General features: G+C 63.6%; 11 protein-coding genes. 4 read left to right on the top strand and 7 right to left on the bottom strand.

Annotated features, from left to right (window positions below; genetic code table 11):
* Positions 1-275: 275 nt before the first annotated feature.
* The gene (locus M8744_RS10950; protein WP_251415453.1) at positions 276-1028 is read right to left on the bottom strand and encodes a class I SAM-dependent methyltransferase; all 753 of its coding nucleotides are present in this window, start codon (positions 1026-1028) and stop codon (positions 276-278) included.
* A 62-nt stretch (positions 1029-1090) separates the two neighbouring features.
* Here M8744_RS10950 and gloB point away from each other — a divergent pair, with 62 nt between their 5' ends.
* The 3 genes from gloB (at position 1091) to M8744_RS10935 (ending at position 5312) form a co-directional block, all read left to right on the top strand.
* A complete protein-coding gene (gloB, locus tag M8744_RS10945; protein WP_251415449.1) occupies positions 1091-1858 on the top strand; it encodes a hydroxyacylglutathione hydrolase in 768 nt (255 codons plus the stop codon).
* Positions 1859-2022: 164 nt separating this feature from the next.
* Positions 2023-4350, top strand: coding sequence for an ATP-dependent Clp protease ATP-binding subunit ClpA (gene clpA, locus M8744_RS10940; RefSeq protein ID WP_251415431.1), 2328 nt, complete (start codon positions 2023-2025; stop codon positions 4348-4350).
* A complete protein-coding gene (locus M8744_RS10935) occupies positions 4350-5312 on the top strand; it encodes a M23 family metallopeptidase (RefSeq protein ID WP_251415428.1) in 963 nt (320 codons plus the stop codon). The genes clpA and M8744_RS10935 overlap by 1 nt, the downstream gene beginning before the upstream one ends.
* On the opposite strand, the gene M8744_RS10930 is transcribed toward M8744_RS10935, so the two are convergent.
* The 3 genes from M8744_RS10930 to M8744_RS10920 form a co-directional block, all read right to left on the bottom strand.
* Positions 5309-7597 (bottom strand): peptidoglycan -binding protein, encoded by a 2289-nt coding sequence (locus M8744_RS10930; protein ID WP_251415425.1) that lies wholly within the window; start codon positions 7595-7597, stop codon positions 5309-5311. The genes M8744_RS10935 and M8744_RS10930 overlap by 4 nt on opposite strands.
* A gap of 3 nt (positions 7598-7600) precedes the next feature.
* Positions 7601-8815: a biopolymer transporter ExbB gene (locus M8744_RS10925; protein ID WP_251415422.1), complete on the bottom strand. Its 1215-nt coding sequence runs from the start codon at positions 8813-8815 to the stop codon at positions 7601-7603.
* Between the two features lie 66 nt (positions 8816-8881).
* Positions 8882-9412 carry a gamma-glutamylcyclotransferase gene (locus M8744_RS10920; RefSeq protein ID WP_251415419.1) on the bottom strand — a complete coding sequence of 177 codons (531 nt, stop codon included), beginning with the start codon at positions 9410-9412 and terminating at the stop codon, positions 8882-8884.
* A 66-nt stretch (positions 9413-9478) separates the two neighbouring features.
* Between M8744_RS10920 and M8744_RS10915 the strand changes: the two genes are divergently transcribed.
* On the top strand, positions 9479-10480 hold the full coding sequence (locus M8744_RS10915) for a DUF2125 domain-containing protein (protein ID WP_251415403.1): 1002 nt from the start codon (positions 9479-9481) through the stop codon (positions 10478-10480).
* A 51-nt stretch (positions 10481-10531) separates the two neighbouring features.
* Here M8744_RS10915 and M8744_RS10910 read toward each other — a convergent pair whose 3' ends face one another.
* The 3 genes from M8744_RS10910 to hisC are packed head-to-tail and all read right to left on the bottom strand — an operon-like array spanning position 10532 to position 13280.
* Positions 10532-11281, bottom strand: a complete 750-nt coding sequence (locus M8744_RS10910; RefSeq protein WP_251415398.1) for an extensin-like domain-containing protein — start codon at positions 11279-11281, stop codon at positions 10532-10534.
* A complete protein-coding gene (locus M8744_RS10905) occupies positions 11278-12198 on the bottom strand; it encodes a prephenate/arogenate dehydrogenase family protein (RefSeq protein WP_251415395.1) in 921 nt (306 codons plus the stop codon). Before M8744_RS10905 ends, M8744_RS10910 begins: the two co-directional genes overlap by 4 nt.
* Positions 12195-13280 carry a histidinol-phosphate transaminase gene (gene hisC / locus M8744_RS10900; RefSeq protein ID WP_251415391.1) on the bottom strand — a complete coding sequence of 362 codons (1086 nt, stop codon included), beginning with the start codon at positions 13278-13280 and terminating at the stop codon, positions 12195-12197. The genes M8744_RS10905 and hisC overlap by 4 nt, the downstream gene beginning before the upstream one ends.
* Positions 13281-13317 lie beyond the last annotated feature (37 nt).

Raw genomic sequence — 13317 nt, 5'->3', positions numbered from 1 at the left:
GAATGGCCTTCAGGCCCCGGGGGTGATTGCACAGCCTGACTGTTATCAAGGCACGGAAATTCGGCAGGGGTGTAGCAGAGCAATCCTAAGCTATCAACCTGCTATAAAACATACTCGCACAAAGCGTTTGATCATGTTTTCAATTACTTAGCGAAAGTTCGGCCCATTCTGCGCATTTCTTGTGCAACATTTTTTACGAACTGGTCGCAGGTTTTTCGATTCCTCGGACATCCCTGCCCCGATTTCGTTAACGCTATCACACGGGGCGGGCCTGTTCAAAGCTCCGATCGCCTGCCGGTAACCGGCTTGCCCAGACCATCGAGCACCCCCAGGGGGCGACGTACCGCCTCGGTCAGGCCACTGGTTGGCGCATGAACGCGCTTGCTGGCCTCGACAATCAGCACGCCGCCCGCCAAGGCCAACGGCAAGCGGCGCCCGGCGGTTTCCCAGAACCCCGCGGTCTTGCGCCAGAACCGCCGCTGGCTGGGCGGCTGGTGCAAGGTCGTGACATGGCGTTCGGGCAGAAAATGGTGGCGCTTGAGCTGCGCCTCGATCTGGCTCAGCGTGTAAGGGCGGCCGTAGCCAAAGGGCGTGCGGTCGCTGCGCGACCACAACCCGCCGCGGTTCGGCACGATGAACAACGCCTTGCCGCCCGGCCCAAGCACGCGGAAACACTCATCGAGCAGCGCGGTTGGATTCTCACTGGTCTCCAAGCCGTGCATCAACAGCAACCTGTCCACATGTCCCGTTTCCAGCGGCCACAGCGTTTCTTCGCATAGCACGCTGACATTGGGTTGACCGGCGGGCCAGGGCATCACGCCTTGCGGCCCGGGCATCAACCCGATCACCCGGCGCGCGTCTTTCAGGTAGGGGCGCAACAGCGGCACGGCAAAACCGAACCCCACGACCGTCTGGCCCTGCGCCTCGGGCCAGAGCTCAAGCACGGCGTTTCTGACAGTTTTCTGGGCCGCGCGCCCCAAGCTGCTGCGGTAGTAGAAATTACGCAGATCCTGCACATCCAGATGCATTGCGGGTCGGCCTCTGATCAGTCACTGTACTCCCGACAATACCAAGCAAAGGATGAAACGCCATGCCCCTTGAGATCGTGACCATCCCATGCCTCAGTGACAACTACGCTTTCCTGGCACATGACAAGGCCAGCGGCGAAACCGCACTGATCGACGTTCCCGAAGCCGGCCCGATTCTGGAAGAGCTTGACCGCCGCGGCTGGCAGCTCACACATATCCTGCTTACCCATCACCATCTTGATCACGTTCAGGGCATCGACGCCGTGCTGGCGGCCTATCCCGCCAAGGTCGTCGGGGCCACCGCCGACGCGCATCGGCTACCGCCGCTGGATATCGGCGTGGCCGAAGGTGACACGGTGCAGATCGGGGGGGAAAGCGGTCATGTCATCGACGTATCTGGCCACACCGTTGGGCATATCGCCTTTCATTTCCCCGAAAGCCAGGTGGCCTTCACCGCCGACAGCCTGATGGCCCTGGGCTGCGGGCGCCTGTTCGAAGGGACACCCGGCCAGATGTGGCAAAGCCTGCAGAAACTGGCCGCGCTCCCGCCCGAAACGCTGATTTGTTCGGGCCATGAATACACCGCTACGAACGCGCGATTTGCACAGACCATTGAACCCGGCAACACAAGACTTATGTCTCGTATCGACCGCATCGGCGAAGCCCGCGCCAAGGGGCTGCCCACTGTCCCCTCGCTGCTATCCGTTGAGTTGGAGACAAACCCGTTTCTGCGCGCCGATCAACCGGGCGTGCGACAAGGTGTCGGCATGGAAGGGGCCGCACCTGACGAGGTCTTTGCCGAAGTGCGCCGACGCAAGGACGCATTCTAGGCGGTCAATCAAAGGGCGGGGCGAGCCTGCGATCGGCAATTGTGATCGCTCCGTACCAGAAAACACTTGAAGCGCGGCCGTTATCGACCAAACTTTAATAGCATGAGGCCCATGGTTGGATCGCATGACGAACCGGCCGATTGAACAAGACAGGAGCACGCATCGTGCCTTCATTCTCGAACACGCTCGAACAAGCAATCCACGCGGCGCTGGCGCTGGCCAATGCGCGCCGCCACGAATTCGCAACGCTGGAGCATCTGCTGCTTGCCCTTGTGGACGAGCCAGATGCCGCACGCGTGATGAAAGCATGCTCCGTGGACACCGAGGAATTGCGCCAGACGCTGGTCGAATTCATCGACGAGGATCTTGAGAACCTTGTCACCGATATTGACGGCTCCGAGGCGGTCCCGACAGCCGCGTTCCAGCGGGTGATCCAGCGGGCTGCAATCCACGTGCAAAGCTCGGGCCGGACCGAGGTGACAGGCGCGAACGTGCTGGTCGCCATCTTCGCCGAGCGGGAATCAAACGCCGCCTATTTCCTGCAAGAGCAGGACATGACCCGCTATGACGCGGTGAATTTCATCGCGCATGGCGTGGCGAAAGACCCTGCTTACGGCGAAAGCCGTCCTGTAAGCGGCGCGACCACGCCCGAGGCGGAAGAAATCAACCAAGGCTCTGAGAAAGTGACCGAAGGTGAATCGGCCTTGGCAAAATATTGCGTCGACCTGAACGAAAAGGCGCGCACCGGCGATGTCGATCCGCTGATCGGTCGCAGCTACGAGGTTGACCGTTGCATCCAGGTGCTGTGCCGTCGTCGCAAGAACAACCCGCTGCTTGTGGGAGACCCGGGCGTGGGCAAAACCGCCATCGCCGAGGGCCTGGCCCGCAAGGTCGTGCAAGGCGAAACTCCGCAGGTGCTGTCGAAAACCACCATTTTCAGCCTCGATATGGGCGCGCTTCTGGCGGGCACTCGCTACCGTGGCGATTTCGAGGAACGGCTCAAGGCCGTGGTGACCGAGCTGGAAAACCACCCCGACGCTGTGCTGTTCATCGACGAGATTCACACGGTGATCGGCGCGGGTGCCACCTCGGGCGGGGCAATGGATGCCTCGAACCTGCTGAAGCCCGCATTGCAGGGCGGCAAGCTGCGATGCATGGGCTCGACCACCTACAAGGAATACCGCCAGCATTTCGAAAAGGATCGTGCGCTCAGCCGCCGGTTCCAGAAAATCGACGTGAACGAACCGACCACCGAGGATGCGATCAAGATTCTCAGGGGCCTGAAGCCCTATTTCGAAGAGCATCACAGCGTCAAGTTCACCAATGACGCGATCAAGACGGCGGTTGAACTTTCGGCCCGCTACATCAATGACCGCAAGCTGCCCGACAAGGCCATCGACGTGATAGACGAAGCCGGCGCGGCGCAGCACCTTGTGGCCGAATCCAAGCGCCGCAAGACGATCGGCACCAAGGAAATCGAGAATGTCGTGGCCAAGATTGCCCGCATCCCGCCGAAAAACGTCTCGAAAGACGATGCCGAGGTGCTCAAGGATCTGGAAAGAACGCTCAAGCGCGTCGTCTTTGGCCAGGATCCGGCGATCGAGGCACTTTCAAGCGCGATCAAGCTGGCCCGTGCCGGCCTTCGTGAGCCTGAAAAGCCCATCGGGAACTACCTGTTTGCCGGCCCCACCGGCGTGGGCAAGACCGAAGTGGCCAAGCAACTGGCCGATACGCTTGGGGTGGAATTGCTGCGTTTTGACATGTCGGAATACATGGAGAAGCACGCGGTCAGCCGCCTGATCGGCGCGCCACCGGGCTATGTCGGGTTCGACCAGGGTGGTCAGTTGACCGATGGCGTCGACCAGCACCCGCATTGCGTGCTGTTGCTCGACGAGATCGAAAAGGCCCACCCGGATGTCTACAACATCTTGTTGCAGGTGATGGATCACGGCAGCTTGACCGACCACAACGGGCGCACGGTGGATTTCCGCAACGTGATCCTCATCATGACATCGAACGCGGGCGCGACCGAGCAGGCCAAGGCGGCCATCGGCTTTGGCCGCGACCGGCGCGAAGGCGAAGACACGGCCGCGATCGAACGCACCTTTACCCCGGAATTCCGCAACCGCCTGGATGCCGTCATCAGCTTCCGGCCTCTGCCGAAATCGGTGATCATGCAGGTCGTCGAGAAATTCGTGCTTCAGCTTGAGGCACAGTTGATGGATCGCAACGTGTCCATCGAACTGACCAAGGCCGCCGCCGAATGGCTGGGCAACAAGGGGTATGACGACAAGATGGGCGCCCGCCCGCTTGGCCGGGTGATCCAGGAATACATCAAGAAACCGCTGGCCGAAGAACTGCTGTTCGGCAAGCTGTCCAAGGGCGGGCTGGTCAAGGTCGGCGTCAAGAACGGCGAGATTGACCTGCGCATCGAAGGACCGGGAAACCCCCGCCTGTCAGGCAACAAGCCACCGCTTTTGACGGCGGATTGATGCGCGCGCTTACGGCGCCCATATTCATGATATGCGTTGCGGCGGCCACATCGGCCGCCGCACGCGATCTGCCCCTTGCGATTCCGGTCGATTGCACATTGGGGGACAGTTGCTTCATTCAGCAATATGTCGATCATGACAACGGCCCCGGCGCACATGATTTCACCTGTGGCCCGCTTAGCTATGACGGGCACAAGGGAACCGATTTCGGCCTGCCCTCTTTCGCGGCGATGCGTGCAGGAGTGGATGTGCTGGCTGCGGCCCCCGGCACGGTTGCTGGCACGCGCGACGAGTTGCCCGATACCGGCTGGTCACCCGAATTCGAAGGCAAGGATTGCGGCAACGGCGTGGTCATCGACCACGGCGGCGGCTGGCAGACCCAATATTGCCACATGAAGCGCGGCAGCATCACAGTAGAACCCGGTCAGCGCGTGGCAATGAACACCGTGCTTGGCAAAATCGGCTTTTCCGGGCGCACCCAGTTTCCCCATCTGCACCTGTCCGTGCGACAGGATGGCAAGGTTGTCGACCCGTTCGACCCCGACGGTCAGATCACGTGCGACATGGTGGATGACAGCCCGCTTTGGTCGGCGACGCTCGATTACATGCCCGGCGGGTTGTTGTCGGCCGGATTTGCCGATGCCGTGCCCGCCTATGACGCGATCAAGGATGGCACCGCCCATGCCGGAACGCTGCCGGCCAGTACCGATGCCGTGGTCTTGTGGGGCTATGCTTTCGGGGCCAAGGCCGGTGACACGATACGCTTGGTCATCGAATCCCCCGATGGCACCCGTTTCTTCAGCCACGATGCCGCTGTCGCCGACGCCAAGGCGCAGTTGTTTCGCGCCGCAGGCAAGCGGTTGCGCAGCCCGATGGCAAGCGGCAGCTATCGTGGCGAAGTTACGCTGATCCGCGCGGGCCGCGTGATAGACCAGATGCAGACGCAACTCCGCGTCGATTAACGCTCGGTCAGTTTCAGTTCGATACGCCGGTTCTGCGCCCGGGCCTCGTCGGTATCGGCGGGGTCGACGGGCTGGTACTGGCCAAACCCGTTCGCAGCCAGCCTGTCGGGCGGAATGCCCAGGAAATTTATCATGTAACGCACCACCGAAAGCGCACGTGCCTGGCTAAGTTCCCAGTTGTCCGAGAACTCTCCCAAACCGGAAAGCGGCACGTTGTCGGTATGCCCGTCGACGCGGATGATCCAGTCGATACCGTCAGGGATTTCCCCAGCCACGTTGCGCAGGATGCCGGCAACCTTGGCGATCTCGCGTTCGCCTTCAGTGCTCAGGTCGGCGCTGCCCGGATCGAACAGCACTTCGGAGGAAAACACGAACCGGTCCCCGTCGATCCGCACGCCTTCCTGGTCGCCCAGGATGTCGCGCAGGCGCCCGAAGAACTCGCTGCGATACCGTTCAAGATCGACCTTCTCGGCCTCCAGCCGCTTGCGTTCTTCCTCTTCCAGTATGCGGCGGCGGCGTTCTTCCGCGGCCACCCGCGCCAGCGCGGCGTTCAAGTCGGCGCCAAGGGATTCGATCTGCACCTGTGCGGCGGCATCGCGTTCCTCGTAGTCGTCCAAAAGCGCCCGCAACTCGCCCAGTTGCGTGCGCAACGCGGCGACCTGCCGGTTAAGCAGGGCCTCCTGTCGCTGCGCCTCGGTACTGGCCGATTCCGCCGCCTCAAGCTCGCGCTCGGCCTGTGCCAGCAGCGCAGCCTGGCGGTCAGCCTTGCTCAGCGCCTCTTCGGCGCGGCTTTCGGCAGCCAGTTTCGCGGCCAGGGCCTCGGCCAGTTGTTGCTGCACATCCGTCTGGCTGGCATTGAGCGCCTGTTCGGCCTCGTTCGCGCGCGCCTCGGCGGCCAGCTTGGCGGCAAGCGCACGCTCCAGTTCCGCGCGAATCGCGGCCTCGTCTTCCGCCGCCTCGGCCCGCAAGGTTTCGGCTTGCCGTTCGGCGGCCAACTTCTCGGCCAGCGCACGCTCCAGCGCGGCCTCGGCATCGGCCATTTCACCCTGCGCCTCTTGCTGCGCGGCCAGTGCCTGCGCCAGGCGCTCTTCCAGTTCGGCGTTGTCAGCCTGCACCGCGGACAACCGCTCTTCCGCCTCGCCGCGCGCGGTGGCCAACGCGGCCCGGGTTTCGTTCAACTCCTGGCGCAGGTCGGTAACGGTGGCAGCGTTCTCGTCGGCCTCGGCCACGGCGCGCGCAAGCGCCTCTTGAATCTCGGTCAACTGCGTGACCGTGATCTCGCGGCCTTCCTGGGCGCGTTCCAGGTCGGTTTGCAGGCGGGCAATCTCGGCTTCGGCCGCAGCCAGCGAATCTTGCGCAGTGTCTCGTGCCAGAAGAGCCGCGGCCAGGTTACCCTCGGTATCCTCTTGTGCCAGCAACGCTTGCGCAAGGCGCGTGTTCAGATCCTCCTGTGCCTCTTCGGCGGCGGCCAGCAGGGTCAGGGTTTCTTCGGCGCGGGCGCGCTCTTCCTCCAGGGCCATGGTCATCGCGGTCAATTCGGCGTCAGCCTCTTCCAACCGTTTCCGAAGGGCGGCCGCGGCCTCGGCCTCGGCCAGTCGCGCGGCCTCTTCCTCGCTCAACTGCTGTTCCAAGGTGTCTACCTGCGAGCTCAAGCCCGCAGCGGTATCCGCAGCCTCGGCATTGCGCGCGCGCAGATCGGCGATCAGCGCCTCCAGCGCCTCGCGTCGGGCGGCCGCCAGGCGCGCAGCCTCGGCGCCAGCATCCAACTCGTCGCGTGCCTGAGCCAGGGCCGCGTTCAGCGCCTCTTGCTCGCTCAGCAACTCGGCCCGCTCGCCACGCAGATCTGACACTTGCTCTTGTGCCGAGTCACGCTCGGCAATCAACGCGGCGACCTGCGCTTCGAAATCGGTGATCCGCGATTGTGCCGCCGTCAATTCGGCCTCGCGGGCGCCCAGATCGGCACGCAGGCTATCGATCAACGCCGATTGTGCCGCTGCTTCTTCGCGCGCGGCACTGAGCGTTGCATCCAGTTCGCCGACCTGGTCTGTCAACGCAGCATTGCGACGCCGCTCCAGCCCCAGCGCCTGTGCAAGCGCCGCGATTTCCGAGGACAGCGCATCCAGCCGCTTATCCTGGCCCGAGATCGTTTCGCGCAGCACGAATTGCACAACCATGAAAATGGTCAGCACGAAAACCAACACCATCAAAAGCCCGGTGACAGCATCCACGAAGCCCGGCCAGATCGAGCCCTGAAACCGTTGCCCGGTGCGCCGCGACAGGGCCATGCCTCAGCCCTCCTGCCCCGGCTCCGCGTCGGGGCGGGCCTTGTCGGTCGGCCACATCTTGCGCGTGCTGGCCGGGCGCCGTGTCTGGCCAACCGCCCGCGTCAAGGCAGCCAGGTCGGTGCGCAGTTCGGTCATGGTTTCCTGCCGCCCCGCGCTCAACTCTTCGAGGATCCGCAGCAATTGCACGTCGATCGAACGCAGGCGCATCCGGCTTTCGGCATCCATGCCCTCGCCACGTTCCTGGTTCACCATCACGTCGACCAGGTTCTCTTGGCTTTCCGCCACGCGGGTCAGCGCATCATGCACCTGCCCCGTACCGGCCAGCCTGTCGGTCAGGCGCTCGACCGATGCCGCCAAGAGCCCCAGTTGCCCTTCAAGTTCCTGCCGGCCCGCCTCGCCCGCGGCGTGCATTTCGCGCAGGCCCTCCATCTGCTCGGCCATGTGGTCGATCAACTGGACCATCGCGCCTTGATCGCCGGTGCCCTCTCCCTCGCCAGAGAAACCCAGCCGGGTGATCGAACTCAGCCATTCCTCCAGTTCGCGGTAGAACCGGTTCTGGCCGTGGCCCGCGAACAATTCCAGCAGCCCCACGACCAGCGAACCGGCCAGGCCCAGCAGGGATGAACCGAACGCAACGCCCATCCCCGAAAGCTGCGCCTCGAGCCCGCCCATCAGGCGGCCAAATATCGCCAACCCCTCTTCACCCTCTTGCGGGGCCATGCCGCGAATGGTGTCGATAAGTGCCGGAACTGTCGTGGCCAGACCGTAGAACGTGCCCAAGAGGCCCAGGAAGATCAAAAGATTGACGATATAGCGCGTGATCTCGCGGTCTTCGTCAATGCGGGTACCGACGGAATCCAGGATCGAGCGGGTCGATGTCGCCCCGATTTGCATCCGCTTGCCGCGCGTGCGCAACAAGGTGGCCAAGGGTGCCAGCAAAACCGGGGCACGGCCCGCGTCACCCCCGCCCGCGAAATCGCCGATCCAGCGAACGGAATTGAACAGTTGCGCCACCTGGTAGAAGCAGGCCACCACGCCCAGAACGAAAACGAAGAAGATAAAGCCGTTCAGATAAGGGTTTGCCTCGAATATCGGCAAGATCGTCGGCAGCGCCAGCGCCACGACGACACCGGTCAGCAATAGCACAATCAGCATCAGAAAAATCTGACGCACAGGTCGGGTAAATTGCGGCTCGGCCTCGCGGTCCGGCTGATCCATCAGGACAGCTCCTGACACTTGTTTTCTTTGGGCAATCCTAGAGCCTCGCCCGGCATAATCCAAGGACTATCCACAGATCACCCGCACCCGTTCGTCCAGCCACTCCAGGTCGCCGTCCTCGATGCCCAATTGCCGCAAATGTGCCACCGTGTTGTGCAGGTACTCGGGGTTTGGCCCACGCCCACCCAACGCGCAGGCGATGGTCTGTGCCTGTTCTTCCAGCGGCATGTCGCCGCAATACTGTTCGTGCGCCGCGTCGACGACATAAGCCACTGCTTCAACCCGCCGGCCATCCGTCAGGTCAAGCCAAAGCCGCTTTTCAACGTAGGCCGAGCTGACAAGTTCTCGCTCGCGCAGATAGTCTAGCGTTTCGTCCTCGGCGCCGGGCGCCACTGCCAAACCCAAGCCGGTGCAGGCCGCGCCAGGCCATTCATCCAGTGCCAGCACCAGCCCCGGTTTCTCGGGCGTGCCGCGATGATGGACCGAGCGCATGCAGAAACTACGGTGATAATCCGGCAACCGCGCCAATACGCGATCAGCCACCGGAAACCCGGGGTTCCATAAAAGCGACCCGTATCCGAAAACCCACATCGTCATGCATCTGGCCCTTTGCTTGCCGCCCTTGTAAACACCACGGCGCGGCAAAGGAAAAGGGGTGCCCCGATGAAACGCCTGCTATTCGTAATCGTGATTGGCGCCCTGGCCTGGGCAGGATACTGGTGGGCCGGCGCCACGGGCACGCGCACCGGCTATGCCGTGTGGTTCGATGCGCGCCGCGCCGAGGGCTGGGTGGCCGAGGCCAGCGAAATCGCCGTGCGCGGTTTTCCCAACCGTTTCGACACCACGCTGAGCGATATTCGCCTGGCCGACCCTGAAACCGGCTGGGCATGGGAGGCCCCGTTTCTCCAGGTTTTCGCGCTGAGCTACAGGCCCAACCACGTGATCGCCACATGGCCGGGGCAGCACCTTCTGGCCACACCCACGCAGAAATACGAGATCACCAACAGCGAGATGCAGGCAAGCGTCGTCCTGGGTGCCGAAGGCCTGTTGCCGCTCAACCGGGCCAACCTCGTGGCCGACACGCTGGCCATTACCGACGAAGGCGGGAACACCACCGCGATGACATCACTACGGCTGGCGGTGGAGCGTGTCGCAGAAACCGAGGCCACTTATCAATTGGGCTGGGCCGCCGACAACCTGGCCCCGGCGCGCGCCACGCGGTTGCGCATCGACACCGGCGGCCAGTTGCCGCAAACGCTCAGCGCCTTTCGCGCCGATATCGAGGCCACCTTCACCCGCCCGTGGGACAGGCGCGCACTGGAACAAACCCGCCCCCAGCCCACGCAAGTGACCGTAAGACTGGCCAAGGCCCGCTGGGGTGACCTGGAATTGGCTCTGGCAGGCCGTCTTGATATCGACGATCAAGGCCGACCCAGTGGAAGGATTGATGTGAAGGCCCGCAATTGGCGCGAAATACTGCACCTCGCCCGGGCCTCCGGGCAAATACCCGACGTTCTGGCCGACCAGATCGAAACCGGGCTTGCCACTCTGGCGCAGCTTTCCGGCAACAGGCAAACGCTCGATGTGCCTCTCGACTTTCGCGGTGGGCGGGTGTTTCTTGGCCCGGTGCCCATTGGCCGCGCACCCATCATCCGATTGCGCTGACCCATTCCGGGCGGCGTTCGCCCGGCTATCGGGCCAACAGGTCGCAGCCGTTTACCGGCAAAAGGTGCCGCTGCGATACCCGGCCGTATCGAAATGGAAATGATCGCGGTGAAACCGGTTGGCCTCGGGGCCCAGCACGGTGCCAAAAGGGCCGCAGGCGGTGCGGTGCATCTTGCGCAGTATTCGACCCTCGCGGCTCTTCCCCCAATCGCGCAGCACGCTGATCTCGGCCCCGTTTCGCAAACCAAAGGCGCCGATATCAAGCGCCCGGCCTTTTCCGTGCTCGGAAATGCGTGCGCCCTTTTGGCTGTTTCGGGTGCGGCAGGCATAGCTTGCAAAGACCCGGATACTGTCAACGCCCCCGCCCCGGTTGCCCACCGCCGGGCGCATCCCGCGCTCGACCCAGGATTTCAACGCCTTCGCGGTTCCGCAATCTACCGTGACCGGCGAGGACAGGCGCACGCCCGACACCGATTTCAGCCGCACGGCGTTGTCGATGCCGCAGCCGCGCATTTGACCCGTGACGCGCCCCAGGACATCACCTTGCAAATCCGCATCGCCACAAACGGCGCCACGGCGCAGCGCGGCGCGCGACTGACGGGCGCGCCGCTCCACGTTGTCGCTGCGTTCGCGTGGGCGCAATGACTGGAAAAGGCCGAGCCTTCCACGGTTGCCCGTGGGCTCGGCCTGTGACGGGTCGGCTGCATCTGTGCGCAGAACCGGGCGCAGCGAAGTGTCGGGGGCCTCGGCCAGGGCGGCACCGGCCAGCAGCAGAACCAGAACAGCCGCCAGCCCCTTCATTCGCCCTGTTTCCCCCGGCCGAAATCGGGCGCGTCGGTATCCTGGCCAGCCTCGATAATGCCGCGTCGAATGGCGCGGGTGCGCGAAAAATAGTCGAACAGGTGGTCGCCATCGCCGGTGCGGATCGCGCGTTGCAGTGCGAACAACTCTTCGGTGAAGCGACCCAGGATTTCGAGCGTCGCGTCCTTGTTCGACAGGAACACGTCGCGCCACATTGTCGGGTCGCTGGCGGCAATCCGGGTGAAATCGCGGAAACCGGCGGCGGAATACTTGATCACCTCGCTGTCGGTCACCCGGCGCAGGTCATCGGCCACACCCACCATCGTGTAGGCGATAAGGTGCGGCGCGTGGCTGGTCACCGCCAGCACGAGGTCATGGTGGTCGGGCTCCATCTGGTCGACATGCGCGCCCATACCTTCCCAAAGCAAACGCAGGTTTGCCATCGCCGCGTCGTCCACACCGCCCTCGGGCACAAGCAGGCACCAACGATTGTCGAAAAGCTTGGCAAAGCCTGATTCCGGGCCGGAATGTTCGGTTCCCGCCAACGGATGCGCAGGAATGAAGTGCACGCCCTGCGGCACGTGCGGGCCGACTGCATCTATCACCGCCCGCTTGGTCGAGCCCACATCGGATAACGTGGCACCCGTCTTAAGGTGCGGCGCGATATCGACGGCCACCGCCTCCATGGCACCAACAGGCACGCACAGAACCACCAGGTCGGCGCCTTCCACGGCCTCGGCCGCACTATCGCAAACTCGGTCGACCAGACCGATCCGGCGCGCGGTGTCGCGTGTTTCGGCGCTACGTGCGTACCCTGTCACCTCGCCCGCCAGGCCCCGCCGGCGCATTGCCAGCGACATCGACCCGGCAATCAGCCCCAGGCCGATCAGGGCGACGCGGTCATAGATAACGCTCACCGCGCGCCCTCCTTGAATTGGCCGATGGCGTGGGCGACGCGGCGGCACGACGCCTCGTCACCAATTGTGATGCGCAAACAGGCGGGCAGGTTGTAGCCGGCCACCGACCGCACGATCAGCCCTTGCGACAGCAGGTAGGCGTTACAGGCCTCGGCCTCGTCGGCGTCGGTGAAACGGGCCAGGATGAAATTCGCCTCGCTTGGGTCGCAGGGCACGCCATGACCTTCCAGAACATCGATCAGCCAAGCACGCAGTCGACGATTGTCAGCCCGGCATTTCGCAACCCATGCCTGGTCTTTCACCGCGGCCTCGGCCGCCGCCAGCGCGGGGCCCGACAGGTTGAAAGGTCCACGAATGCGGTTCAACACGTCGATCACATGCGCCGGCCCATACCCCCAGCCGACGCGCAGACCGCCAAGGCCGTATATTTTTGAAAAGGTGCGTGTCATCACGACGTTGTCGCGCTGATCGACCAGCGCCGCGCCGCCATCAAAACCCTCGACATACTCGGCATAGGCGCCGTCCAGCACCAAAAGCGCAGTATCGGGGATGCCATCGGCCAGCCGCTGTACCTCCTCCGCGCCGATCATCGTGCCTGTGGGGTTGTTGGGGTTGGCGATGAACACCAGCCTTGTTGCCGGGCCGCAGGCCGCCAGAATGGCATCGACATCGGTCGTGCGCTCATTTTCCGCCACTTCGACAGGCGTAGCGCCGGCGGCCAGCGCGCCAATGCGATAGATGGCAAAGCCGTGCTCGGTATGAATCACCTCGTCGCCGGGGCCCGCGTAGGCCTGGCACAGCAGGTGCAAGATCTCGTCGCTGCCGACGCCGCAGATGATCCGCGCGGCATCCAGCCCGTGCGCATCGGCGATGGCGCCGCGCAAGGCCGCGTGATCGGTTGGCGGATAGCGATGGAGATCGAACCCGGCGCGACGGAACGCCTCGATCGCAGCCTCGGATGGGCCAAACGGGTTCTCGTTCGAGCTGAGCTTTACCGCATCCGTCCGTCCGGCCACCTGGCTGGCCCCGCCCACGTAGGGGGCAATGTCCAATATACCGGGTTGTGGGGTGATCTTGGTCATGGCAGCACTCCTTGCCCCGTCTTTAGCTGGGGGTGTT

This window comes from Lutimaribacter degradans, assembly GCF_023703375.1.
In the GTDB taxonomy this organism is placed as follows: domain Bacteria; phylum Pseudomonadota; class Alphaproteobacteria; order Rhodobacterales; family Rhodobacteraceae; genus Lutimaribacter; species Lutimaribacter degradans.
Note: the sequence above shows the minus strand (reverse complement) of the source record. Positions and strands in the feature narration are given on the sequence as shown.

What these genes read in the sequence shown, in the direction of transcription:
- M8744_RS10950 (WP_251415453.1), bottom strand. Translation starts at nt 1,028, where the DNA reads ATGCATCTGGATGTGCAGGATCTGCGTAATTTCTACTACCGCAGCAGC.
- gloB (WP_251415449.1), top strand. Translation starts at nt 1,091, where the DNA reads ATGCCCCTTGAGATCGTGACCATCCCATGCCTCAGTGACAACTACGCT.
- M8744_RS10935 (WP_251415428.1), top strand. Translation starts at nt 4,350, where the DNA reads ATGCGCGCGCTTACGGCGCCCATATTCATGATATGCGTTGCGGCGGCC.
- M8744_RS10930 (WP_251415425.1), bottom strand. Translation starts at nt 7,597, where the DNA reads ATGGCCCTGTCGCGGCGCACCGGGCAACGGTTTCAGGGCTCGATCTGG.
- M8744_RS10925 (WP_251415422.1), bottom strand. Translation starts at nt 8,815, where the DNA reads ATGGATCAGCCGGACCGCGAGGCCGAGCCGCAATTTACCCGACCTGTG.
- M8744_RS10920 (WP_251415419.1), bottom strand. Translation starts at nt 9,412, where the DNA reads ATGACGATGTGGGTTTTCGGATACGGGTCGCTTTTATGGAACCCCGGG.
- M8744_RS10915 (WP_251415403.1), top strand. Translation starts at nt 9,479, where the DNA reads ATGAAACGCCTGCTATTCGTAATCGTGATTGGCGCCCTGGCCTGGGCA.
- M8744_RS10910 (WP_251415398.1), bottom strand. Translation starts at nt 11,281, where the DNA reads ATGAAGGGGCTGGCGGCTGTTCTGGTTCTGCTGCTGGCCGGTGCCGCC.
- hisC (WP_251415391.1), bottom strand. Translation starts at nt 13,280, where the DNA reads ATGACCAAGATCACCCCACAACCCGGTATATTGGACATTGCCCCCTAC.